A 25,330-nucleotide genomic window follows, 5' to 3' on the forward strand; every position below is an offset into this window, starting at 1 on the left:
GGAAGCCAATATTAATCGAACATATTGCTGTCTTGATTTTTTCGATTCTTTTTAGGTTTATTGCGCAAGTAATCTTCCCAACCAATATCTTCTGGTGGAGGGCGCAACATCTGCTCAGTAACTTTGGTGCCTTTTTCAAATGGATTTATCCATGAGCTTAATTTATCACCACTCGTTAATTTTGCTGCGAAAACAAAATCCTTTATGGTAATAGTGTCATGATTGTTATCAATTGCTTCTACTGATGCATGATAAATAAGGTTTCTCAATGACCGCATATTTCCTTGGGAGAAAGCGTAGAGCTTTTTTTTCAGGTCATCATTGGCAAGACCAATCTCTTTGTCAAATGGTAGCGCCTTATCGAGATTCCACAGAAAGTTTTTAAATACACCCTCACCTCCTTGATAATTGAACGGTCGCAATTCAAATTGGATTGAGAACCGTCCGTGTAATTGTGAATTAGCTGTTAATACAACCTTTGAGTACGGCATGCCAAAAAGAACAATTGGGCACTTCGTTCTATTGAGTATCATTTTGAGCCAATTGCCTACTTGTGTAAGAATGCGGTTTGACCTCTCTTCAACTAAGTGCTGAAATTCATCAATAATGATCAACTTAACACCAACCACAGGTATCAAGTCAGTCAGCTTTTGCGTCAATCTCGCCAGGTCAGTATCATAAAGCGCTAAGGGGTCACCCATTTCAAGCAACAACTCTCTTGCTGCATCAACAGGCTTCGCATTGTCTGGTAACTCGATATGTAGAACAGGAACTACATCTCCTCGCACTTTAGAGTCCCGATTATTTTGACTTAAATATTTTTTGATAACCGTCGTCTTGCCTACTCCTGATGCACCAAAGACCATCATACAAGTTGGCTCGGATTCAAAATCTGACAAATCCCTACATCTATCCATGTAGCTCAAAATTTTCGTAACACTCGGCGTTGATACAAATGCTCTTTTGGCTTTTGAGATGCGCGCCTCTCGAGTTTCATTCATCTATTGATTTCTCAAACATAATCAATATCCCAATCTTCATTATCTACAATTACAATTTCTTCTTCGTCTTTCTGGGGTGGGACAAGCTTAGTATTGCTGATGCTCTTTGCTCTTGCGCTATTTTCTTGATGCCTAGCTCCACGCCTACGAGATCTAATTTTCTTTGTTTCAAGAATTGAACGGTCAGCAATTTCTTCAATTTTGATCTCTGAATCGATTTCCTTATCTTCGTCATATTCTGCTGAATTTAATTCTGCTAGATATTTCATATTGTATTTATGCTGCCACAGAGAGACTCTACTAGCATATTCATAATCTATAGCATTAACCGTAAAGTATTCGTTCACATCTTCATCTAACACCCAAATGACTGCCATACACTCTGGATTATATTTGAACTGCACTTTATGATTCCCTTTTTTACCCCTATACCCAGCTAAACGTTCACTGCTGTATGTCAGCCCTTTATAAACGGTTACACCTGCTTTGGTTAGTTGTTTGCTATCAACAATAGCGAATTTAAAGTCCAACTCATCTTTAGGTCCAGAAAACTCTTCAGGCTCCCATTCTTGACACCCATTTCGCCAAGCGATATTCGGACAATTAGTGCCTCTCTGGTTAGAGCCTTTATGATAAATATCTACTAACCAAATCAAGTAAATTTCTTGAATTTCATCTAGTGTAAGAGTAGCTTCATCCACTGAATCATAACCCTCTCTCTGAAGGTATTGACTAAAAGCTTTCCCTGGTAAATCGTCTAATAGAGAAGTATTGATCGTCCCGTATTTACGTTCGACATCAGGCTTATTGTCAGGCACTTCGACTCTGTTTTGATGAACATTGATCAACAGTGACTCACATGCTTTATCAAAGGCTTTAGACAAGAATTCTTTACCATTATCAGTTACGAGCAAGTCAGGGATACCGTAACATAGCCATTCATTTTCAATTGATTCATATGAGGACAATAAGTCATCTTTGCGTTGTATTGCATTTTTTAGGGCTAACGATACCGATACGTAACTGGGTGGCTCAAAACCTAAATAAAAACCAATTACGGCTTTACTATAACAATCTACTAACTGCGTGAGCCAAGGTCTTCCTAAAGTAACTCGATGTACTGGGTGTACCGCAAATATATCAACCATTGTATGGTCTATTTCCACCCGCTCTAATACGGCCGAGGTTGTTATCTTCTTTCCCATCCGGCGGAATTCTCTTTTAGCAACTCGTTCGCCTTTCTTTGCTACTAACACTTCGAAGGGCGTTTTCTTTTTAACCCGTATTCTTACAGACTCGTATTTAGGATAAGAATAATTTGTGCCGTGCGTTAAGTTATATTGTCGAACTTTACGCTTAACTCGCCTGTGTGCCGAGCTGATATTGATCTTTCGACCAGAAATAACTCTTTCAACTGCTTGTTCCATTATCGAATCAACAACTGGTGAAACTTTAGCCCCCCTATTTCCTCTACTTTTAAAGTTAGGAGCTAAACTAACCGGGTTATAACCGGAGGCTCTGAAAACTAACCACCACCTGTATATTGATATCGAACTTGGAATATTTGTGTCGTGTAACCGTTGCAGTGCGACGCGATATGGTTCGATTGTCTTGGGAGTGATTTTTTCGCACTTACCAGCTAAAAAACGAAGAATGCTTAGACGAAAAGTAATCTGATTGGCTATATTTTCAGGAAATGCGGATATATCTTGATATATTGCTTCATCGACATCGTTGGAATCAACGACCCTATCATTCTGCTCAAGTTTTTCTTGCTGAAGTGCTGACTTCCTATGAAAACTTGAAAATGATTTCTTAGGCATAACAACCCAATTCAAATTCAGACTCAAGTGATAGTGGAGTCTCTAAGCTCGTCTGGAGGAGGTTTCGAGAGAGTAAATCACACAGGAATGGTAATATTTTTCTTCCATTTAAGCCGAGGTGATGCCCTAAACTCTTTGCTGTTTGCGTACCATTCCGTTTCAAAGTAGTAAGGAGAATTTGATGGAAGTCGTTCAAGTTATCTCTTGAGGCATATCTATGCAAAAGCTTAAGGTTGTTAAATATGACCTCATCCAGTATGTCTTCCTCTACAACCAGCTCTAGCTCTAACCCTATGTCAAACGCACCTTGAACTTTTGCTTCCCATTCACAATGAAACTCCTCGTTTGAACTTTCCTTGTCGGACTTTACCTCGTACAGCTTATATTCTCCGGTATCAAATTGAACTAGAAAATCTGGAACATAAGTATGGGTCTTACCATTTAGGTTGTATGAAAATCTTATCGGTTGAGAACAAAAGCGAACGATACTAGGTTCGAAATCAAAATGATAACAAGCGGCACATTCTAAAAATGATTCTACCGTGACTCTTTTTCCCATCTTAGCACTGACGTAACGGTGTATGTTTTTTCCACGTGATTTAGTTAAGTTTCGAGCAGGAGTGTCAAACGCAGTTTCAAGTTCAAGCAGGGTGGCTGTAGAAAGGGAAGGTAGAGCAGACATAATATTGCCTCTTCACGATTTTGTCGTAAACTTACACAAGTTTAGACCATGAAGAGGCAATATCAAATTATGGCTGTACCAAAAATCAATATATGGTTGTAAATATCAATTTATGGATGTTTCAACAGCGGCTCTTAATATTTCGATTTTTAGAATAATCGCAAGATTACTCTTTACCGAATACGTTGTTCTCTTGCTCTTGTACGCGGATGAAAGTCGTACGCTTAGTTAGCTCTTTAAGCTTTGCTGCGCCTACGTATGTACACGTTGAGCGTACACCGCCAAGGATGTCAGAGATCGTTTCGTTCACGTCTCCACGGAATGGCAATAGAACGGTTTTACCTTCAGCTGCGCGGTACTTAGCCACACCACCAGAGTGTTTCGCCATTGCAGACTCTGAAGACATGCCGTAGAACCTAACACAAACACAACAAACACCTTAATAATCAAAAGCTTAACCACAATTGCCATGTACATAAACACAGCACTTTTCCCCTTATATAACGCTGATTTACATTTGTTTTCAGTGGGTGCCGCCATTTTTGTCGCCACTATTTTTGCTTATCATGTGACTTTTCTATTTTGAAACGTTAACTGTACCTATTTGTTGAATCCGTCCAAAATGCTAGTTTTTGCTGCACGATATTTAAAAAGCAAAAATCATACGTAGGGTTAAGAATGGGGATGAACCAACAACGATAGTAGATTTTATAGATGAGAGTAGAGCAAGAAAGCTGTTTAAAATGCTAGACCAATTAGGCAATGAGTTCGACTTCAGATTTGTTTTCAGGGTCTTGTTAGTCATTGATTGACGAGAACTTTATGTACAAAAGCTGTCTGACTGGTCGATTTTCTCTCCCAGTCAGTTTTGAATGAGCACTCTCACACACCTCACTCAGGCCACTAAAAAGTCAGCCCTCTCGTAAATCAACTTCACAACGGCTCAAAAGTGACAACTACTCACCTAAATTAATCACCGTTCTAAAAAACTTCATGTAAGCACTATGTAATTGAGAGCCTGGCGTAATATCTAGCGTATCAATCCTATCTAATAACGTTAGTCTAAAGTTCACTCTGGAGCGTGAAGCTTCAAAATCGTATTTCTCTTTTAATCTATCAATTGTCCAGTGCAACTGTTCATCAGACTTTTTATTTAAGACCAAACTCAGCGTGTAATAGTTGGGCTCACCGTCGTCTCTTTCTTCACGCCTCAGAGACAGATAATATGGCCAATACCCAGATTCAAGCCCCAGTTCTCTGATTTGTCCTACATGCGTAAAATTAAGCTCGTTCTCTTCAATTTCAGAGGCGAATACAGCGCCATAAGGTATAGATTTCGCCAGCTCCTCTTCCAGTTTTTCGAAAAGATAGAAGCTTTCAAGGTCAGATAAGTACAGATGTTGAGATTGTACTAAATGGTAAAGTGGTTCTGTGAGAATTGTCGGTTCATAAGGCACCAACCCAAAAAATTTCTCTGGGGTTAACTCAGATAAAGTCAGTTGCGTACCATTAGCGATTATTGTCGTATTTTTCAGTAGAGACAAACAGTTCTGATGACGCTCACACAAGCGCTTGCTCACCTTATACCATGTCTTTTCAATCGGATATTTATATTCAGAATCAACGATTCGCCTAATGTTAGATAGCTCGTTTTTCACCTTTTTATCCAAGTCGTGCAATTTGCATATGTCTGCGAGAGCTTCAGATAACCACTGATCCCCTATTTGTGTATACGCGTCATCCCAATACTTGTGTTGCTTCTCATGACTATCAGACAGAATGAATACCGACAGCCAGTCTGGATAGTTATCTTGGATAAATCGGCGATAAGCAGTTAACTGTCCTTTCTTTGCTGTATCACCATCTTTGCGTTCGATGACAATCAGGGTTTTGGACAAGGCATCCATTATTACGATATCGATTCTTTGTTTGTTGTCGATCACAAACTCTGTAAACACCTGAGCATCATGGTAGCTTCTAGAGAGAAGTTGGAACTTGTCTGTTTCTTCTAAACGGGCGCCTTCATTCAATACTGAGATGAGCAGGCGTTTAATGAAAAAGTCTTGCTGCATGTGCCCTTCTCGTGGGTTAAATAGCCAATGTAGAACTTGGCACATCTGCGTTTCGAGCAAGTTTACGTAGTCTCCAACATAACTACACGAGTAATGCGTACGTCGAAGCAGTTGGTAATCGGGATCACTTAATAGCACATTTAAAGCTCGGGTGAGCGTTGAAACTGGGGTACTCACTTCCATAGTGGGCTCCAATAATTAATAAACAAATTGAATGGAGGGCTGTTTGATATCTAAACGCACAAATTCCACTTTCGGTTACTCCGCCAGTTCTGAGCTTAACGGCTCTAACTTGTCCGGTAAGGTCTTACAGATAGAGAGATTTATCTCAACGAAGTCTTCCCAAGTGTAGGTGGACGAGTAGTTTTGCAGATACTGTAACTCTACTCGACAGATATCTGGCCTAGACTCATATATATTGCAGTGTTTGTTATCCTCATTGAGGTGGCAGCAAATACCGTCTCCTCTATCCAAGAACTTTGTCTCCTGGGATAAGTCAACATTCGAGCAGCACTTCCCACACGAATAGCATGGGAAGGATGCCAGAGCTATCTGACTCATAGCTTCATTAACCAAGCACGTGTACTATCGAGGTTGTTTGATTCAAATGGCAAATCTATCTCTCGTTTACGTATCTCTTGCGATAGCATGTAACTTCTTTCACTTTCGCAACAAATGGACTCTAAGCTAGTAGTAAACCTTGTCAATTCCTCTGGAGAAAGGTTGAACTCAACCTTAGAAAGCTCGATCAAGTATCGGTCGATCTCGGCATTCACCTTTTGAAAGTACTCTAATGTCTTTTTCGTTTCTGACTTAAACTGATCGAGGTACTCCCAGACTTTTTTCATTAACTGACTGTGATCCAAAAAGTAGGTAATACCAATAGTCATTAGGCCTGTCGCAACAGCGCTAACGAACGATGCGAGTTCTGTACCTAGAGGGAAAGTCATTAATGTTGCCAGTTGTTGATTGAGCATTACTCCCATAGCAACAGCGACACCAGTCGATAAAATGCGTGTCACTTCACGAGCCAAAGCGCTAGGGCCAAGATGCTCAGGGTTGAAGAAGAGGACCTTGGCCGCTGAGACCAAACTAGACCATGTTTCTCGCAAGAGTTTGCCTATCAGCTTTTGAGTCGTGAAGAAGATATTCATAATGGTCGTGCTCAGACTAGATAACGCCCCAGCTAAAACCCCATGACTAAATTCTTGTAAGATATCTTTGAATCGGACTTTTACTCTGTGCCAAATGTTTAGCGACGTGTTTTTTAACTTCTCGAGAAAATTCTCAAGAGTAAAATTATCTTCTGTATCTTTAAAAGCTTGAGGAATCGCATCTTTTAATTCAAACCAAACCTCTGCAAGCACTAGCCCCAATGCCTGCCTTACCCCCATTTTCAAACCAGCCTTGCCAGACTCCATCGCTGTACTTTTAAAAAACTTACTGCTGGTGTAATAAGAAAAATTAATCTGTTTATCGTAAGCTTGCCTTGCTCTATTATCGGCCGCGCGCATTTTGTCTTCATCAAGACTCTCAAGAACCTCAATGTGCTCATTCTCTTTGGCAATTTTACTCTCTAATTCACGTTTTTTATGCCGCTGCTCTTTTGTCCCAGTGGGCATCGATGCTAAACGTTGCTTGTTTTCTTCTATACGTTGACGTTTATTTTCAATTGTTCTTGGAACGACCGTGGTCAGGAAATCATCCATTGAATGATCTGACTTCAGGTTATTGATGTAACTGTGGGTCGATTGAAAATTTGACCTCTGGTTGGCCAGTTCTACGCCACTAAGTCCCGCTAACACTCTTCCTGCATCATCGTGAACTTCATGAGAGGAAATGATATGGTCAAGCTGACGCTGCTCACTAGAAGACATTGTTGTACCACGGTACTCATCGACTAACTTACCATCTCGTTGAAGACGTTTGTCTTCTTTACCTTTAGCCAGATAGTTTTTATCCGAGTGGTAAAGGTCCTCTTTCTTTGGCTTGCCATTTCTGTGTGTCAGGACGTTACCGCTCTCATCGTGCTTAATAGGCTTGTAATCACCTCTATTGACATAATCTTGCTGGACACTGTTAGACATGAAAATGTCCTTGTCACCTTTTTGATGCTGACGAACGTTATGGATCGTCGCCACATCGCCACCTTTTTTATCTTCGAACAACAAAAAATCCAGGCCAAACGTGGTTACCAGACTCTTAGTGACAGTTTTATTGAGCTCATCAACTAAACAATATTTTTGTGACGTAGTTTCTGACATATCACACAATTCCATTTAAAGAGGGAGGTGCTCCTCCCTTGAATCTATAACTTAACGAAAGGTGATGCTACTTCTTCGTGCTGCTCGAAGCCGCAAGTACAATCTCGATTTCTGATTCATTGATAACTTGCATCCCTTCACTGTCCGTTTCTATCTCAACGATGTTTTCATCACTCAGCACCACGTTGCCGTTCTCGTCATGTTTTGGCTTAAACAACGGTGTCGTGATGATATCGGTAAGAATGGCAGCGATCTGGTATCCATTGTGGATCAGACGAATGACATCATCTTCAAATTTAGAAATGTCAGTTTTTGTTGAAATCAACTGATCAAAAGCTTTCAGGCTGTCAAAATACTCTCTGAATACGCTGTAAAGACGGTCTGTTTCTGAGTAGATTTTATCAACGTAGAGCTTGGTTTTATCGAGTTGCGTACGTCCTTTCTCCATCTTCTCAACGATTTCATTGACTTCTCTTCGGGTCTTTCTCGCATCACTCAATGCTTCTTCCGCGTGCGAGGCAAAAGCCCAACCTGCGATTGCCACAATTGGGGCAGCAACGACGCCTCCAAGTACCATTGCTCCACCAGCCATTCCGAATCCACCCGCAGCAATAGAACCACCACCGATTGCGGCCATTGTGGCATTGTAGGCAGCCGCCCCTGACAGAGCAGCAATCGGAGTCCCTGTTGAAGCGGCAGCCACAGCCATCACGCCACCATATACGGCGTATGCTGCCGCAGCGCCAGCGGCGCCAGCCCCCGCCACCTTGCCCATGTATGCAGTCGTAGAAAGAGCAAGCCCATCAATCTCGTCGAGCTTATGCTGTGGAAAATCGACTGCGATGTCCTTGGAATTGCTTTGATTCAGCTTTTCTAGAAGCTTCTCAGCAATCGTTCTGAATTCCTTAAAATCACGACCGACGTTTAACTGAAGCTCACCAAGCTTAGTTAGGCTTTGGTTGGTCAGATCGTTTTTTTTGTCGAAAACCGCTTTTTCATTGTTGTACTTACGTTTAGAATCCTCAACAATCGCGTTGGCTTCAGATTTATCTTGGTATCCATCATAGCCTTTTTTGGCCCCGAACCCTGCTGCAGCTACCGCAGCACCAGCTAGAATAAATGGTAATGGCATGATTTATTTCTCCAAAAATGTCTGAGCTTCTGTCACAAGAGCTATCTGGCGTTGGACCCAATCCTTCAGTTCTTCAAGTCGTGGTAACTCGACACCAATGCTTTCTGCAACATGTTCAAGGAATTTACTTTCACTTTCTGCGAGACTCTGATCCGCGTAGCCCAAACCTACAAGCTCAATGAGGAAAGCCATTTTTGGTGCGTTCTCAGTCAACAACGACGATAGTTCAACCAATTCGAAGGCTCTGTCAAAATCAACGCTATCGCTACATTGAGCAACGATGGTTTCCAACAGCAAAGTCTCACGCTCATCAATGTGACCATCTACAGCAATGAGCTTTTTGGAAAAATGGTACAACGCTGATTGTTGCTCAAGATTAAGGTATTGAATAAACATTACTATTTCCTTTTTTCTTTTGAATATTAAAAACATCAGAGCCAAAGCTCTTTAGCCATTTATCAAGCAACATTGAGTCGATGACGTTGGCTGAAATCCTGTAGCTATCTTCCAATTCTTCTACGATTTGATCTTTCGCCAAAGGTGTTTCAAGGAGGTGGTACCCAGCCTGTTTTGTTATATCGAATTGAATGTGGCAGTACTCACCTTCACCAAAACCAAAGCGACCATCGGAATCGTACTTTTTCAACGAAAAACCTTCTGGCCTCTCGAAACGAAATGATGAGACTGCGGCACTATTGATACGGTGCACAGCCAAACTTCTTTCATTGTCGAAACCTTCAAAACGACAAACCAGATACAATCTAACGCCTTGCTGTGCTAGCCCGAGTGGCATGACCGTGGCCTTTCTCGCTTGTTTATTGGTGTTGCAATAAGTAACCGTCAATAGACGATCCTCATAGAGAGCCGTACTTATGTTTTCGAGCACCACCTTATCAATGTTTGGAGCAATAAGAGGCTGGGATTCTCTTACAAGTTTTACCTTATCTTTCCACACACGATCTTTGCGGCTTTTAGGGTCAAACTCGAGGTTGTATTCCGCCTCAATAAAATGGGTTCGCAATGAACACGCCACCTCCTTTGGTAGTAAGAGCTTTAAGTGTTTTTCAGCTAACGCAAGAAGCAAGGATTCATGGGCATTGAGTGAACTGACACTCAGAGAATGGCCACCTTTTATAATACTGTAGCCATAAGGCTTTGAACGTGTATCTCTATCAATTGCAAAGTGTTCACTTAGCATCTCCAAGTTGCGCTGTATGGTGCGAATATCCCTCTTAATATCTATTGCCCTGAGCTGTTCTTGTAACTCTCCTGCTGTGATCTTTTTATGCTTCGGTATTCTTTTTAAAATTTCAAATGCAAGAGTCAGTGAATCTTGTGTTGTTCTTCTGTTCGACAAACCTGGCTATTCCGATTCCATTATGTGAGATGTGACTTTAATTCCATTTTATCGGAACAATATACTACACAACTGCAACCATATGTTCATGTGATGTGATGCACACAAACTATAATTTAGTGCTGCGACAATTTACGTCGCAGCGGTTGTATATTCAAAGAAGTTTGGATAGAACAGAGGAAAAGAGACGCCATAACTAAAGAGTCCCAAAAACAAGCATAGAAAAGCCATACTTCATCGCACGCTACCCCTACCTCATTGTCTTAATAGCTGATACCCCCACCCATTCGTTATACGTTTTTGCTCTGTTCGCACATTGCACCCATGAACCATTCACCCATACTGTCCCCATTGATATAGCTCAGATAAAGCATCGCGCCCCTTACTGGTTCATCGCATCTTTACCTTCTGTATATATCAATATCGCGAGAGTGGGCTGCTCTTGCTGCTGAAGGCGCCACAGATGGGCGCAGGACAGCTTAAATAACCTAACCAAATTCAGGCGCCTGTTAGGTGAGGCGCAGGCCAATGCCAACGTTCTGTGTATGTATGCAAGCATCATCACTCGGTTTGTTGGAATTAATTGGGAGTATCACCTTAGCCTTTAACTTAAATCTTAAAGGTTGAGTTTGACTACACAAACTCACAAGCCAGTTTGTAGCACGAGCTCTGTAAGGGGCTCCATTGTTGTGTCGATTTAAGAGTCCACACAACAATGTCCTACTAAAGGAGTGCCTATGATTATCGTCTATGGATATTACAAAGACGACCCCACGGAACTGATTGGCAAAACGCTTGACCAACAAGGCTCTTTCATTGCTGCCAAACCTATTGGACGCATTAATGATAAGTTAACCTTTGCCGCGCTTGTTGATAGCTCGAAGCCAATCTCCTTTCCAGTCATTCTGTCCCACTGCGTCCTTGTAAAAGAGCAAACATATACTCATAAACCTTACAAATCCCATCTCGTCAATACGTCAGTGATGGGTGCCAAGCAGCGTAAAACCTATTGCAAAAAGCTCAAAAAGAGACAGCCCCTCGGCATATCAAATTGGAAACTGCACATCAGTCGTAACCGAGGGCTCAAGTGGATACGTGATCATTTAGCTGCTTAATCTCTCACTTGTTAACTCCTAAAAAGACTCTACGTCATCCAGCGTGAGTCTTCTTTATTTTCAACTCAAATAAGGAAGCTATTTATGCCTCTTACTAGTCAAAAACATACCTACCACCTTCTTTTTCTATTGCTCGCCACCTTATTACTACTCTGCTTCACCGCCCCATCCTTTGCCACTGACTTGTTTGCCGGTGGTAAAGCCACCATCAAATCAACCGCAGGTGACGATTCAGCGGCAGAAATGGCCATGCTCACCGCTGGTGCACTCGGCGCTGCGGTTCTTGGTTTCACAACACGTAACTGGTTCGCTGCCATTGGCGGTTTTGCTGGCGGTATGATTTTCTGGGAAGTCATTAAGCCACTGGTTGGTTTAGCGTAGTGCGAAGGCGGTGATGTATGGAAAACCCACACCTTTTTTTCTCCATCCCCAAGTATCTGAGTAAAGGAAAGCGCATATCAGGTTTACCTCGAGACGAAGTTTTGCCCGGGCTTATTCTCTTTGTACTCTTCTTCTTAGCCGGTAAGTATTTGATAGGCCTTATCCTTGCCGCCATTTGGTTTATGGGGCTTCGCTATATCAAAGTTCAGTACGGTGAAAACATCATCGCCTTAACCCTCTACTGGTGGGGGAACACCTCACTCAATCACCGTGTCTTCAAACACACACCCGCAGCGCAAAAGCGTTACTGGCTCTCTTAAGAGGGACAATCCATGGATAACCAACACCAAGGTAACTTACTTGCATTGAGTAAGTTACTGAACTTTCTTCTCGTCTTTGGGTTTGCGGCATCGATGCTCGTGAACGTGGCCTTAGGTCTTAGTTTGGCCAAAACTTCATCTGAAAAGAGTCGAACTCTCGTTCCCCCTAAGATTTCACAAGCGTTTACGGTTTCAGATACGGCCATTGATGCGCCTTACCTTCTGCTTATGGGGGAATTCTTTTTAAAGCTCAAGCTCAACGTGACGCCTGCAAATGTTGTTAGACAATACGGCCTCTTGCTTGAGTACGTACCAGCAGATAACTGGTCAACGATTCAACCGGTATTATTCCAGGATGCCGAGCACCTTAAAAAGTACAACACAACCAGTCGCTTTGACGCCCTGCCAGGGCGAACCGAAATTTCGATTAAAAATAAGCAGTTCAAACAGACAGGTCACCTTATCAAAACCGTCGGTGACCGCACACTGCCTTCAGAGCTTGTAACCTACACGGTTCAAATGGATTACAGCAACGGCGTGATTGAGCTTATTAGTATCCAAAAACAAGGAGCAAAAGAATGAAACCCTTATCATGGCTGATGAGCATGCTTATCGCCACTCTGAGCCCTTTCGCGTTAGCAAGTAATGTCCAAAAAGCCATGTTTCCCTTTGCAGACGGCGACACCATTCCCATAAGTTTATCGTCTGTGAACATTAACCGTCTCGTGGTCGAAGATGACAAAATTCTTAACGTCACTTGCCCTCACAGTTTTTGCACCACTAACGGTATACAAAAAGATAAAACAGGCTCAGTGTCCTTAAAGCTGAATGTCGCGCTCCCTTTTACCGCCCACGTTCTCACTCAAAAAGGGCGTCTTTTCGCGCTATTTATTACCCCAAAAGCCACACCAGGCATCATCACTGCATTTACCCCAATTGACCGACATCTATCTCAACCTTCCGTGTTTGAGCGCGGCTTTGATTACCCTTCGGCCATCGCTAACTTCACCAAAGCCATGATGACATGGAAAGAAAATAGCACCCCGATTTCAGGATTTAGCCTTCATCTGGTAGACCCAAACACCTTACCGAAAAAAGACTCCTTACTGCTCATCACCCCACAAACCGTGTTCGTGGGCAGCGATTATTCGGGCATCATTTACGAGGTGAAGAACAAATCCAGTGACACCGTCACGCTCACGACTACACAGTTCTACAGTTATGCCGCTCGAAGTGCGGCGCTGGACAAATTTGAGCTCGGCCCAAATCAAACCACACACTTATACGTGGTGACAGGAGGAGGAGTAAATCATGCTCGATAACTGGAGAAAACGCCTATTTAGTGACACTGATGGCGACTTTGAGCAAGGTGGCGAGATTAATCAGCGCACCACATCGAGAAACAACACCGTCACCATTATGGCCGTCTCTGCCCTTCTTTTTGCCGCTTTTGGACTGTATCAATACACGAGACCAGCAGACCCGTTACAAGAAGAAACCCTCCAAGAGCCTATCGAATTTGGTGCCATCATAGAACAAGATTTTATCGAAAAAGACAACCAATCAGCGCTCACACTACAACAAAACACGCTCTCTAGTCTCAAAAAGCAAATCGCAAATTTGACCAATTCGATGCGCACTCATAAAGAAGAGACTGAGCGTAGAATTGAGCAAGCAAAAGAAAAGACCGCTCGCTTAGTCGAAGAGCAAGTACGTGAAGAGTTTCGAAGTAAAGAAGCGCAGCTTCAAGCCCGTATTGATGAACTCGAACAAAGCACTTCGGAGCTCGTCAATACCGAGCCATACAGTACCATCCATACGCAAGGAGCAATTAACAGCTCAGAAACGTTTGGGCAGCACAAGCTTCCGCCTAGACCCATCGTATCAAGCAACGACAACCCCGACATCGCGCAGATGCAATATCAGCCCTCAGAGCAAATCCCTTTCAATCGCAACGAGTTTGATAGTTTTGATTTCTTTTGGGAAAGCGATGAAACAACCTATCACCGCACCACCGAGAACTATGTACCAACAGGAACCTTTGTCACCGCAATAGTGACAGGAGGCGCTGACACCAATGCCGGAGTACTTGGCCAAGGAGATACGACTCCTATGGTCTTTCAAACCATTCATGAGGGAATCTTGCCTAATGGGGAAAAATCCAAACTCAACAACTGCACGATTACCGGCTCATCCTACGGTGAGATCTCGTCAAGTCGCGGTATTGTCCGTACCAACCGCCTCAGTTGCATTCAAGATGAAGGACGTATCCTAGACGTCGCCATCAAAGGAACCGCGTTCAACTTTGGCCGCAACGGCATACGGGGAACTACCATATTAAAAAATGGTGAGATTGTTCAAATGGCGGGGATTGCTGGCATTTTAACGAGTGTAGGTGAAACGGGTAAAGCGCTCTCACAAACCACTGCTACCTCAGCATTAGGCACAACCTCAAGCATCAACAGCCAAGACGCGGCATTAAACTTGCTCGGCAATGCCACCTCCACGGTAGGGGATAAACTCTCCGATTACTACATTGGACTTGCAGAGCTCTACCACCCCATCGTAGAAATCAACCCTGGCGCCATTGTTAACATTGTCTTTTTAGAGGGATTCCCGCTTGACCCTCTTATGGCCGAGGAGTACGAACGCCAGCAATTGGTAGAGCAAAACATGTCGAGTCAATCAAATCAAATCCTCGATGTGATCACCAATAGCCCTCTTAATCCACTGGCGAAAGAGTTAACCACGCAAGGCATTGACGTTCCCCCAACGCCATTTGGCCGCAAATAAAGGAATAGGAATATGTTAAAACTGTCATCAATATTCTTTGCTGCGCTGCTCTTAACGGGTTGCGCGGCAGGTCTTGGCGAAGATTATAGCTGCACAAAAGTTGGCGGCGTACCAGGTTGTACCAACATGGACGACGTCCGGCGAAATATCGCTCTCTACGCCGCTTCAGGAAACCAAACGTCGGTTGAGCAAGCTCACCGCGTACCCACAGACTTTATGACCTTACCGAGACGTACACGACAAGGTGAGCCGACCCGCACCGACGATGTAGTGAAAAAGGTCACCGTCTTCCCTTTTATTGATAAAAGCGGTCATTACGTAGATACCACCGATATCTACATCATCCTCGATGACAGCCGTTGGACAGGTCGCCCAGTACGCACCATTTGGAAGGACTGACTATGTTCATGAATTTCTTTTCAAAGCCCAAACCAGGTACGTTAGGGGCGTTTTATCAAGACGTCAAAAAGCATCAAAATCACTTCCATCATGAGCTCCCTTATCGGACCTTCGACAATGACACCAAGATTTTCCTCAATCAAGCATCCCATGGTATTGGTTTTAAACTCAACGTCTTAGGCGGCGCTAACGATGAGCTCATTCACTCTCTCAATAAATTAGTGTGTGAGTTTCCGCAAGGGGATAAATGGGATTACCAACTGTCGCTGTTTGGCCACAACAAAGTGGCGCATTACATTGAAGCCAATCAGGCGCTCATGAGTAAGCGTGGGGGTATTTGTGAAACCCTCGCCGTTAAGGAGGCGCAATACGCGCAACTTGCCGCCACACAAGGATTTTTCCACAAACAACGACATCATTTTGATCTGCGTGACTATGAAGCGTACTTCTTTGTCTCCACCACAACCAAAGACGACGAAGCGCTGTGCGACTTACGCGCAACCATTGAAACGGCCTTCAGCCAACTTGGTATTGACACTCAAAGACTCACCCCAGAGGGACTGATCACCTTTACTGGCGACTTATTAAACTTTGATTCGATGCAAGATCGTCCTATCGAGCGCACCTACAACCGCTATGATCCCATTAATCAACAGGTGATGTCGAGCGATACCGAGCTGCTTATTCGTCGTGATCATGTTGCCACTCGTCATACCAATCATTTTGGCTCTGAAACAAAAGGCCGCACCGTCTGTATGGGACTGGCTCGAACCCCAAGCGACTTTCGACTCTACGCGTTACCTGAGTGCTTTGCATCAATCCGCAATATCGCCCGGCATGTCACGTGTCCTCACGTCCTGACTTTAAACTTTCGACAAGAAGTGACGGGAAACTTTGAGCATGACAATAACCGCAAGATCTCAGATCTCACCAAAACAGTTGGATCGTCGCTGTCCATGATCATGCCAACGGCCAAAGATGAACTGGAAGAGCGGAAAGGATTGCAAAAAGGGCTCAGCGACAAAGAGTTTACCATTAGCTCAATGGTGCTCAATTTAACCCTGTTTACCAATCAAGCCCATCAGCGTCGTGACGTTCAGGCCGCCAAAGAAGCATTTTCGGCAACAGGCCTTGATATCCGCCCTCAAATCATGCTGCAAACACAAAGCCTATTGACGGCTCTGCCCTTTACCATGAGCGAAGGGTTATGGCGAGATTGTGGTGTCGCAGGCAAAGTACGCTCGATGAAAAGCTCTAATTTCGTCAACTTCTTTCCTATTGTGTTGGATGTCAAACGCATGACTGGAGGCTTGTTGCTACCAACCATGCGAGGCCAACTTTCGTTTTTTGACCCCTTCAACTGTGGTAGTGACAATAAGAATATCGCGTTAACAGGCGGATCGGGCGCAGGTAAGAGCTTCTTCGTGCAAAGCATGGCTAAGTCGGTTTATGCGTATGGGGGTAAATGTTGGATACTAGACAAGGGTGCCAGTTACAAAAAGCTCACGCTTATGCTCGGTGGCTCCTACCTCGATCACCGAAACATCTACCTCAATCCATTCACGCACCTTGGTAAAGTGATGGACAGCGCATCACGCGCCAAAGAAACCCTGCAATTTGTCAACGACGATGGACAACATGAAAACGTCGATCCCATCAAAGAAGCACTCAGTAACATTACCGCGCTGTTTGCCACTATCGCTTCGCCTTATCAAGAGCTAGAAAGCTACCAAATGGCGGTACTTGGCGATGCCATCATTCGCGCCTGGGAGCGAAAACACACCAAAACCTTGGTGGACGATGTTCAAACGGCCTTGTTCGAACTGTCAAAAGAGTACAATGACGATCGTCGTATCCACGATATTGCTGTCCAGTTGAATAAATATTGCAGCAACGGCATTTACGGCGACACCTTCAATAAACCGTCGATGCTCGATCCAAACATCGACATCACCACTTTAGAGCTCGATGGCTTCAATGAAGACGTTCTGCGTCCGGTCATTTTTGCTCTAATTGTCTCTATCAACCAACAAATGTACCTGTCTGGCTCTCGCTCGACGCCTAAGATGTGCATCATTGAAGAAGCTTGGAGCTTAATGAGTGGCGCTAACGCTCAGACTCGAACCTTTATTAATACCGGTTATCGCACCGCGCGTAAGTTCGGCGGCTCATTTTGCACCGTTACACAAGGCATTATTGATTTCTTCGCGAATGAAGAAGCGCGGGCAAGCTACGACAACAGCGATATTCATATGGTACTTCGACAAGGTGACGGCTTCGATAAGTTCTTAACCGACAATCCTAAAGCGTTCAGTGAGATAGAAGAGCGTATCATTAAAAGCTTTCCGCGAGCCAGTGACGCAGGTTACAGCTGTGTTCGCATCAAAGCCGGGGGGCACATCTCGTACCACCGCATGTTCTCCGACCCTTTTTCCCGCGCCTGTTTAAGCACAGAACCTCATGAATTTGAGTTCTGTGAAAACCTGATGAACAAAGGCATGCCACTCATGGAGGCCATTAACGCCACTGCAGAACATTTTTACGGTAAGGAAATTGCTGAATTTGAACACGCGCTCAAAGCTAAGGAGGCCGCATGAAGCATTCATTATCCATAACTGCGATGGTGTTGAGTATCAGCGCTCTTTCGACGCTAGTAACGCATACTGTTATCGAGCCTTCTCCCCCCCCAACCTTTGTCAGTGTTGACGTGAAAAGCACCCTCAATGCCTACCATCAGGAGCTCATAAAAAAAGAGATGAGCCTTGAAGAGCAAACCAAGCGCTTAACGCTGTTTGCCGACATTATGCACGAAGAAATCGACGCGTATAACGCACAGCACAACACCATTGCGTTAGTCAGTGCGGCTGTCGTGGGTGGGGCCGTGGATATCACCCCTCAAATCCAACGGTCAATCATCTCCCGCTATCAAGACAAGGAGTGACTATGAAAAAAATGACGGCGCTCGCCCTTTGGGGCGTAGCGCTCTTATTTCAGCCCCATGCTGAGGCGAAAGATTTAGGTCGTATCGGGGCGATCTTCCCTATCGGTGAAATCGATATGCTGGTTTGGATAGAGCAACGTTTAAAGGGGTTTGAACAATCGGGCCAACTGGCAGATATGCAACAAGAGTTTATCGAAAAAGTGGCAGAGAATGTTGAAACCCCACCGCCGCTCTCGCTCACCACAACGACAGCCCCCGATACGTTTTTGGTTGATCCCAGTTTAACGCTAGCTAAGGACTTAACCGATGCCAACGGTCAGGTCTTTGCGAAAGCAGGGACACGCATTAATCCCTTCGATACCACCACTTGGCCAGAGCACAGTCGTCCCCCGAACCAATTTGAGTACTCCCATGTATTGGTCTTCTTTGATGCAAGGGACGAGCAGCAATTGGCCTTTGCTCAGACCTTTCAATCCAAGAAACCCATCAAATGGATACTGACAGGAGGTAGCCCCAATCAAGCCTCAGAGCATCTCAACAGTCGCATTTACTTTGACCAACAAGGAGATTTATCCCAAAAGATGCACATCAAAGCCGTACCAAGCTTGGTTGAGCAATCGGGTATTCACTGGAAAGTGACGGAATTTGATGTCAGCCATGAGGTTTTCAAGCCATGAACCATAGAATCAGCCTAGTTTTAGTCACGATAGTGACGTTAGCCATTAGCCCTATAACGCGGGCCAATGCGACTTGCTCTGGCCACTTTATCAACCCAATCAGTGATATTTGTTGGAGCTGCATGTTTCCGATGACCGTGGGCTCAGTGCCTATCATTCCATCGAACTACCCCGACACACGTAATCCCTCTATGCCCATCTCCTATTGCCCCAAGCCACCGCCCATTTTTGTGCAAATCGGCCTTAATATTGGCTATTGGGAGCCTTATGCACTCACCGATGTCACGCGAGTCCCATACTGCATGGTCAACATGGGAATGGAGTTAAGCGGTGCGAACAAGCAACGAATAGGAGGGCGCACCACCGCGAGAGAGTCTGGCAGCAGTGACGGCGGATTTTATCATGCTCATTGGTACAAGTACCCGATCATTTACTGGCTCCAGTTAATGCAATCAACGGCCTGTATGGCCACCGACGCCTTTGACATTGCCTATCTGACAGAGCTTGATCCGCTTTGGGATGATGATGAACTGTCGTTCATCATAAACCCTGAAGCCATTTTATTTGGTAACCCCATCGCGCAACTCGCCTGCATTCCCGAAGCGATAGCGACCACCACGAACTCAGTCTTGCCTTTTGATGCTTTATTTTGGTGTTTAGGCTCTCAAGGCAGTGCTTATCCTTTAACAGGCAATACCAACTATCGGGATACGCCAGTCCAGGCAGGCACACTCATCATGGAGAGGTTGAATTACAAATTGCACAGACAAGGTATCGTCTGGGAAACGAGTGGCGAAGATGGCGCGATTTGTTATCAGTACCCAACGCCTATTTTACCCAAATCTCGTTACCGCTATCAGATGAGCGCCCCTATTCCCGATGCAGGATGGTGCCACCCTTACACCACCACCACCGCGATATGGGAGATGGGACACGATAACCCGACTACGGGCGATAACTTTGGTTATGTCCAATGGCGCAAGCGTAACTGCGTCTTTTTATAGTAAGAACCCACTTACCCTCTCGCTTACTCGAGCAATTTAAGGAAAGGCCATGATATACATCCGATCATGTTTAATCGGGGTGCTGACCCTGTTTTATAGTCATTTTACTCTGGCTAACATCGGTTACACTCCAGACGAACTCAAAGCCCTCGCGAAGCTCGAACAACAAATCGCTTCACAAGCGCCCTCTCTACAGACTCAACAAGACATAGAAACACAGCAGCAAACCAGTACCCAGTTTATTGATCATGCTAGGCAGCAAGCGATACAGTGGCAGGAGAAGCTCACCCCAAGCTCGCTACGAGGAATTACCAATATTCCCACACCGACCGAAAACCCAAATGCAGCCCCTACGGGTGTCATGGTGTTCGTCTCTCTGACCATGCCGGAAAGCAGCCTCAAAGCCTTATTGAAGCAAAGCGAGGTTTGGCAAGTGCCTTTGGTTATTCGAGGCGTGTTACCTTACGGCTTTACGGCCACGGCTAACACCATTCAATCCCTCCTACAAACAAACGAAAAAAAACCGATTAACAGCGGATTCGCTATTAGTCCTGAGTGGTTTCAAACCTTCAACATTCAAGAAGTACCCACGTTCGTTGCGGTAAAACCTGGGCGCTGTTTACCCAAGCAAGCCTGTAGTGAAAGTGATTACGACATCGTAAAAGGCAACGTATCTCTACCTGACGCATTAGAGCACCTTGCGAAGGGAGATAATCCTGATGTGGTTCGCCAAGTGCTCCAAAGGAGAAAACAATGAAAGCCGTCATCGCCGTGTGTTTATCGTGGCTTCTCACTGCTCATGCCATGGCCTCCAACCTCACTATTGCAGAGCAAGAAAAGCAGTATCAAGATAACCTAGGTTGGGCGCAAAGCGCTCAACAAGGTATTACCACTAAGGCCAATGGCAATCTGAATATCGCAGATTATTGTGATGATGCTGAGTGTGTTCACCAAGTGAATAATCCGCCACAAAAAGGACTCAATGACAGCGCCATCAATAACCAAAAAACCGCTGAGTACGTTTCCAACGACACTGCAGGAGCCATACAGGATAACTTTAATGAAGGCGGACCAAACGTAAAGTCCGATCCCACATACCAATATGCCCTACTTGGCCAGGAAAATGCGTATGAAATTACCCACGGCATCTCTAACGCCTATGTGGATTGTGAGAGTGGAACTCAATGTGTCATCGAGCACACGCCAAGACAGTGTAACGCCCCCACTGACGCCCTAGTGCCGTGTGACAAAGTCCCCACAGCCACCGCCCAAATTGGTGAGGTCACATACACTTGCCCAGACGGGTGGGCGAAAGAAGGAATGGTATGTAAGAAAACTCTCAAGCAGTGTCGATACCACAAAGACCGTGATTTTGTTCGTCAGACAACGGGCTCCTTTAGATGCAAGATTTTTGGCGAAACATGGAAGTGGAACAACTCAGATGTACGAAAAAAACCAGGCTACAGCCAAGGCTCGCACGTCTCATCAAGAAAAAGTGGAGAGTGTGAGCATCACCGATACCAAATCTGTGGTCCTGTAACCCAAACCCAGCCTGTTGTACTGACATGCACTGAGGGTTATACCTTATCCGGTGGCAACTGCATCAAGAACACCTTTACATGGAGCACTAACTGCTCGCTCCTAACCACTTGCCAGCCCGTCAGTGAAACTTGCGTTGAAGGTCAAGAAACTCGCATCGTTAATGGCGTTCCGACCACTCTCGATTGCTGGAAATACCAAGTTAACCACCAATGCGATCTGCCGGATACGTGCACCAGCCTTGCCAGTGATTGTGAGACGATCTCAAGCAGTTGCAGCTTGATGCAAAATGGCGTCTGTGTAGAGCAAGAATTTCAAAAGGCATGCCCTCAAAAAAATTGCAGCACCACTAATTTGCAATGTCTCGGCACAACCTTCTGTCTCGATGGTGATTGTTATAACGGCACCCCCACGCAATCTCAGGACTTTAATGAATCAGCATCTGGGTTAGCGGCGATATCAGAAGCCGCCGAAGGGTTAGGCGATCCTCCTTTAATTTTCACAGGCAAAGCCATGAAGTGCACTGATAAGGCGTTTGGCTTTGCCGATTGTTGTAAAGACAAAGGCTGGGGCGTTGGGATTGGTTTGGCGGAGTGCAGCAGCACAGAGCAAGCATTGGGCGAGGCCAAAGAGCACGGGTTAACCGTCTATCTTGGCTCGTATTGCGCGAGCAAAGTACTCGGAGCTTGTACCCGCAAGAAAAAAACTTATTGCGTGTTCGACAGTAAACTCGCACGCATCATTCAAAACCAGGGCGTTAAGGGGCAGTTGGGGCTGAGTATGGGCTCAGCTAAACGCCCAACTTGCAACGCGATTACCCCAGAGCAATTGCAAGAGATTAACTTTGAGCACATCGACTTTTCTGATTTCTATGAAGATATGCACGATAACACGAACCTTCCTTCCGCCACCGAAATCCAAAACCGCCTGCAAAGTGCGTATGGACAATAATCCGTACCTAAAGGAAACGATTATGAAAAGCTTACACATGACAAAATCGGTCGGGTCATTGGTACTGTTTACCTGGGCGTTAACTTACGTCCACCTAACCTTTGCCAGCCCGACCACCCCAAAAGGCTGGAAATGGTATAACGAACTAAAAGCCTACCCAACGGCACCAAAGCCAGTGCCCACATCGCTGCCCTCAAATACAAAAACCACCGTGATGAGCGCCACTCAGCAGATGCAGTGGTTTCATCAGGCTTATGAAGAAGTCAAAGCCGATGCCACCATCAACCCTCAAGATGAAGAGAAATATCTCAAACTGATGCAGCTCAATCACTTTATCGGTGAAAAGACGGCCCAAACAGGTATGACGTTTAAAAAACTGCTTCTCAAGTATCCAGAGTACTCCTACGTCAAAGATCGCCCTGTGGAGCAAGCCGCGAGAAGTACCTATCACCAACAAGAGCGCCAAAAGAAAATCGACATGGTGGACAAAATGAAAAACGAGGGTTGGGGCTTTTTCTTTGTCTATGAAGGCGACGATCCGCTCACACAAAGTCTGGCTCCTTCAATGCAGCAATTTGCCGATACGTACAATATTGAACTGCTCGGCGTCAGTAACGATGGTGTGTTCATCGACAACATTCGTCAAAATCGCCTCAATAATGACAAAGTTGTTGTGCCGTTTACCCCAGCCCTGCTCTTGGTCAATCCAACCACCTCAGAGTTTAAACCACTCGCTTACGGGTTTATTTCACAAAACGATTTGTTGGGACGATTCTATAACGTCGCAACCAATTACCAATTTCCTGATTTTTAACCATCAACGACACACATAGGAAGAAAAACTATGCTCAAACGTGCACTCTTTTTCCTTTTATTTATAACCACTGCATCGTCAAGCTATGCTGCCATGCAAGACCAATATGCGATGGTCTTTATCTATCGCAGTGACTGCCCTTACTGCCATAAGTTTGCCCCTAAGTTCAAAACCTTTACTCAGCAAGCGCAACTACAAACTTACGTCTTCTCACTCGATAACCGACCGATCACAGAGTATCCCGTGCCTATTCCAGCCACACCAGAAATCAGTCAATTGTTCTTTGAAAACCCAAGAAACATCACTGTGCCAGCGACGTTTTTAATCAACGTCAACAGCCGAAAGTTTGTCAAAGTATCGATTGGGGATGTGACTTACGACGAACTAGAGCAAAGCGTCAGGGGCATATTGAGTGATAGAGCCCTACTGGAGGCAATGCAGTAACCCAATTACTTTGAGTAAAAAGCACTGAGTAGGATCATGGCGATAAGAACAAACACAGCCAAGGGCACGCGTGGATCCTCTCCCCCACACTTCGCCCTATTTCATTAATAAACTCCACTCTTCCCTCGTAAAACCACATTAAGAGTCGAACGATGGTAACCCATTGAGCCGTCTCAAAGATACGTCCTCATCACATAAGGATATTTCAACATGCACGCATGGGAATCCACATTTTCTGTGGCAAAAGCACGCTGGCTATTGACCTGCCTCTCTTGGTCGTTGGTCTTCACGCATCCCGTCCACGCCACAGGGGTGAGCGGCTCACTGGACAGTTTTTTCAACGGTTTGGGCTATCATACGAACGTGTCTAACCCAAACGCTTACAAAAGCCAAGGCGCTAGCTATTACAATGGGGGCTCGTTGTATGTTCGCTCCCCAATCAAGAGCGCCCAATTAGTCTCAGCCACTGTCCCATCTGTTAGTATGGGGTGTGGCGGTATTGATGCCTTTATGGGGGGGTTCAGTCACATCAATTCAGACCAACTGGTTCAGTTTGGCCAAGCGGTCGTCTCGAATGCGGTGCCATTTGCCGTCGATTTAGCTCTGCAAACCTGGGCGCCTCAAATCAAACAAATCCGAGACAACCTACAAAACATCGCCGATAAATGGCTCAACCAATCCATCAACTCATGTGAAACCGCGCAAGCTGCCGTGAGTGGCCTTGCGGGAGCGTTTGACAACCCACAAACGAAAAAGCACATCTGCGCCACTATGGGGACGCACAACAATGCTTTCTCGGATTGGGTCGCCGCGCAGCAAGAGTGTGGTGTAGGCGGTCAAGCGAATGCTCAACTGGCCAATGCGCGGAGCAACCCGGCGCTCGAAGACCTAACCCAAACAAATCACAACATCGTGTGGTCAGCCACGCTCAAAAACAGCTTTCTTTCTAGCGATACCGCGCTCGCGGAATTTCTCATGAGCTTATCGGGGACGTACATCTATGACGCCACTGGTCAGCCACGCTATTACGCAAGCTTGCTGGCCGACAACAATAACTTGGTTCAGGCGTTACTCGAAGGGGGTGAAGTGTCTTATTACCGATGTGATAACACAGACCGTAAGCATTGTTTAAACCCAAGTCAGGCAACCTTAACGTTAGCCTCATCAAAAGGGCTTCAAGAGCGGATTCGAACCCTTTTGGAGCAGCTTTATACCGCGATTGCCAACGATAGCGCATTAACCAGCACCCAAAAGTCGTTTCTTGAGTACACCGAGACCCCGATACAAGCCATTTTCATCAGTGCGACACGCGCGAACCGTTACCCAAACTTTGCCGCTTATTCACGACTCGTCGCCATTGAGTTACTTAACCGCTATTTGGCGAACATGCTGAACGTGGTGCAGAGCTCGCTGGCGAACACGCAAGTCAACCATGAAGACATTGCACTGATCACTCGCGATATCGACAGAGCGAAACGCTTCACCGATGGGTTGACCGACAAAGCGACCCAGCAACTGCTTGAGCAAGAGCAGCTTATTCAAGCGCATAAAAGCAATGACCAAAAAGCCTGGCAAAAACTCAACGAACAGCTCCAACAAAACTTAACTTTCGGGGAATAAC

General features: G+C 45.1%; 25 protein-coding genes and 1 pseudogene. 16 read left to right on the plus strand and 10 right to left on the minus strand.

Features of this window, described 5'->3' with window-relative positions:
* Positions 1-11: 11 nt before the first annotated feature.
* From GVO60_RS20720 to GVO60_RS20765, 10 genes and pseudogenes are all read right to left on the minus strand, one after another.
* Positions 12-1,001 carry a TniB family NTP-binding protein gene (locus GVO60_RS20720; RefSeq protein WP_031429590.1) on the minus strand — a complete coding sequence of 330 codons (990 nt, stop codon included), beginning with the start codon at positions 999-1,001 and terminating at the stop codon, positions 12-14.
* 11 nt (positions 1,002-1,012) lie between these two features.
* A complete protein-coding gene (locus tag GVO60_RS20725; RefSeq protein WP_122045180.1) occupies positions 1,013-2,824 on the minus strand; it encodes a TnsB C-terminal domain-containing protein in 1,812 nt (603 codons plus the stop codon).
* On the minus strand, positions 2,817-3,506 hold the full coding sequence (locus GVO60_RS20730; protein ID WP_031429588.1) for a TnsA endonuclease N-terminal domain-containing protein: 690 nt from the start codon (positions 3,504-3,506) through the stop codon (positions 2,817-2,819). The genes GVO60_RS20725 and GVO60_RS20730 overlap by 8 nt, the downstream gene beginning before the upstream one ends.
* Before the next feature lie 166 nt (positions 3,507-3,672).
* A pseudogene (locus tag GVO60_RS20735) lies at positions 3,673-3,927 on the minus strand (IMP dehydrogenase); the annotation flags it as partial.
* 535 nt (positions 3,928-4,462) lie between these two features.
* Positions 4,463-5,761 carry a PD-(D/E)XK nuclease family protein gene (locus GVO60_RS20740; protein WP_159657471.1) on the minus strand — a complete coding sequence of 433 codons (1,299 nt, stop codon included), beginning with the start codon at positions 5,759-5,761 and terminating at the stop codon, positions 4,463-4,465.
* A 75-nt stretch (positions 5,762-5,836) separates the two neighbouring features.
* Complete coding sequence (locus tag GVO60_RS22690) at positions 5,837-6,139, minus strand: YkgJ family cysteine cluster protein (protein ID WP_080286291.1); 303 nt, start codon at positions 6,137-6,139, stop codon at positions 5,837-5,839.
* Positions 6,136-7,842, minus strand: coding sequence for a hypothetical protein (locus GVO60_RS20750; RefSeq protein ID WP_031427992.1), 1,707 nt, complete (start codon positions 7,840-7,842; stop codon positions 6,136-6,138). Before GVO60_RS20750 ends, GVO60_RS22690 begins: the two co-directional genes overlap by 4 nt.
* 67 nt (positions 7,843-7,909) lie before the next feature.
* A complete protein-coding gene (locus GVO60_RS20755; RefSeq protein ID WP_159657473.1) occupies positions 7,910-8,974 on the minus strand; it encodes a chemotaxis protein in 1,065 nt (354 codons plus the stop codon).
* A 3-nt stretch (positions 8,975-8,977) separates the two neighbouring features.
* The gene (locus GVO60_RS20760) at positions 8,978-9,370 is read right to left on the minus strand and encodes a DNA repair protein (protein WP_031427997.1); all 393 of its coding nucleotides are present in this window, start codon (positions 9,368-9,370) and stop codon (positions 8,978-8,980) included.
* Positions 9,351-10,331, minus strand: coding sequence for a helix-turn-helix transcriptional regulator (locus GVO60_RS20765; protein ID WP_031428004.1), 981 nt, complete (start codon positions 10,329-10,331; stop codon positions 9,351-9,353). The genes GVO60_RS20760 and GVO60_RS20765 overlap by 20 nt, the downstream gene beginning before the upstream one ends.
* 737 nt (positions 10,332-11,068) lie before the next feature.
* Between GVO60_RS20765 and GVO60_RS20770 the strand changes: the two genes are divergently transcribed.
* From GVO60_RS20770 to GVO60_RS20845, 16 genes are all read left to right on the plus strand, one after another.
* Positions 11,069-11,446: a hypothetical protein gene (locus tag GVO60_RS20770; protein ID WP_159657475.1), complete on the plus strand. Its 378-nt coding sequence runs from the start codon at positions 11,069-11,071 to the stop codon at positions 11,444-11,446.
* Positions 11,447-11,530: 84 nt separating this feature from the next.
* The gene (gene traA / locus GVO60_RS20775) at positions 11,531-11,827 is read left to right on the plus strand and encodes a type IV conjugative transfer system pilin TraA (RefSeq protein ID WP_159657477.1); all 297 of its coding nucleotides are present in this window, start codon (positions 11,531-11,533) and stop codon (positions 11,825-11,827) included.
* A gap of 17 nt (positions 11,828-11,844) precedes the next feature.
* Positions 11,845-12,147, plus strand: coding sequence for a type IV conjugative transfer system protein TraL (gene traL / locus GVO60_RS20780; RefSeq protein ID WP_159657479.1), 303 nt, complete (start codon positions 11,845-11,847; stop codon positions 12,145-12,147).
* 12 nt (positions 12,148-12,159) lie between these two features.
* Positions 12,160-12,729, plus strand: coding sequence for a type IV conjugative transfer system protein TraE (gene traE, locus GVO60_RS20785; protein ID WP_031428012.1), 570 nt, complete (start codon positions 12,160-12,162; stop codon positions 12,727-12,729).
* The gene (gene traK / locus GVO60_RS20790; RefSeq protein WP_159657481.1) at positions 12,726-13,469 is read left to right on the plus strand and encodes a type-F conjugative transfer system secretin TraK; all 744 of its coding nucleotides are present in this window, start codon (positions 12,726-12,728) and stop codon (positions 13,467-13,469) included. Before traE ends, traK begins: the two co-directional genes overlap by 4 nt.
* Positions 13,459-14,940: a TraB/TrbI/VirB10 family type IV secretion system protein gene (locus GVO60_RS20795; protein WP_159657483.1), complete on the plus strand. Its 1,482-nt coding sequence runs from the start codon at positions 13,459-13,461 to the stop codon at positions 14,938-14,940. The genes traK and GVO60_RS20795 overlap by 11 nt, the downstream gene beginning before the upstream one ends.
* A 12-nt stretch (positions 14,941-14,952) precedes the next feature.
* Positions 14,953-15,339, plus strand: a complete 387-nt coding sequence (gene traV / locus GVO60_RS20800) for a type IV conjugative transfer system lipoprotein TraV (RefSeq protein WP_159657484.1) — start codon at positions 14,953-14,955, stop codon at positions 15,337-15,339.
* Between the two features lie 2 nt (positions 15,340-15,341).
* Positions 15,342-17,936, plus strand: a complete 2,595-nt coding sequence (gene traC, locus GVO60_RS20805) for a type IV secretion system protein TraC (RefSeq protein ID WP_371862504.1) — start codon at positions 15,342-15,344, stop codon at positions 17,934-17,936.
* Complete coding sequence (gene trbI, locus GVO60_RS20810) at positions 17,933-18,280, plus strand: type-F conjugative transfer system protein TrbI (protein WP_051845768.1); 348 nt, start codon at positions 17,933-17,935, stop codon at positions 18,278-18,280. Before traC ends, trbI begins: the two co-directional genes overlap by 4 nt.
* Positions 18,281-18,282: 2 nt before the next feature.
* Positions 18,283-18,957: a type-F conjugative transfer system protein TraW gene (gene traW, locus GVO60_RS20815; protein WP_174855904.1), complete on the plus strand. Its 675-nt coding sequence runs from the start codon at positions 18,283-18,285 to the stop codon at positions 18,955-18,957.
* A complete protein-coding gene (traU, locus tag GVO60_RS20820; RefSeq protein ID WP_031428026.1) occupies positions 18,954-19,961 on the plus strand; it encodes a conjugal transfer pilus assembly protein TraU in 1,008 nt (335 codons plus the stop codon). The genes traW and traU overlap by 4 nt, the downstream gene beginning before the upstream one ends.
* 49 nt (positions 19,962-20,010) lie before the next feature.
* The gene (gene trbC, locus GVO60_RS20825; protein ID WP_159657488.1) at positions 20,011-20,718 is read left to right on the plus strand and encodes a type-F conjugative transfer system pilin assembly protein TrbC; all 708 of its coding nucleotides are present in this window, start codon (positions 20,011-20,013) and stop codon (positions 20,716-20,718) included.
* Complete coding sequence (gene traN, locus GVO60_RS20830) at positions 20,715-22,451, plus strand: type-F conjugative transfer system mating-pair stabilization protein TraN (protein WP_159657490.1); 1,737 nt, start codon at positions 20,715-20,717, stop codon at positions 22,449-22,451. The genes trbC and traN overlap by 4 nt, the downstream gene beginning before the upstream one ends.
* Positions 22,452-22,473: 22 nt before the next feature.
* Positions 22,474-23,265, plus strand: coding sequence for a type-F conjugative transfer system pilin assembly protein TraF (gene traF / locus GVO60_RS20835; RefSeq protein WP_225874954.1), 792 nt, complete (start codon positions 22,474-22,476; stop codon positions 23,263-23,265).
* A gap of 30 nt (positions 23,266-23,295) precedes the next feature.
* Positions 23,296-23,709: a type-F conjugative transfer system pilin assembly thiol-disulfide isomerase TrbB gene (gene trbB, locus GVO60_RS20840; protein WP_159657494.1), complete on the plus strand. Its 414-nt coding sequence runs from the start codon at positions 23,296-23,298 to the stop codon at positions 23,707-23,709.
* Between the two features lie 210 nt (positions 23,710-23,919).
* Positions 23,920-25,329: a conjugal transfer protein TraH gene (locus GVO60_RS20845; RefSeq protein ID WP_159657496.1), complete on the plus strand. Its 1,410-nt coding sequence runs from the start codon at positions 23,920-23,922 to the stop codon at positions 25,327-25,329.
* Position 25,330: the final 1 nt, after the last annotated feature.

The organism is Vibrio atypicus (assembly GCF_009811315.1).
Taxonomy (GTDB): Bacteria; Pseudomonadota; Gammaproteobacteria; order Enterobacterales; family Vibrionaceae; genus Vibrio; species Vibrio atypicus.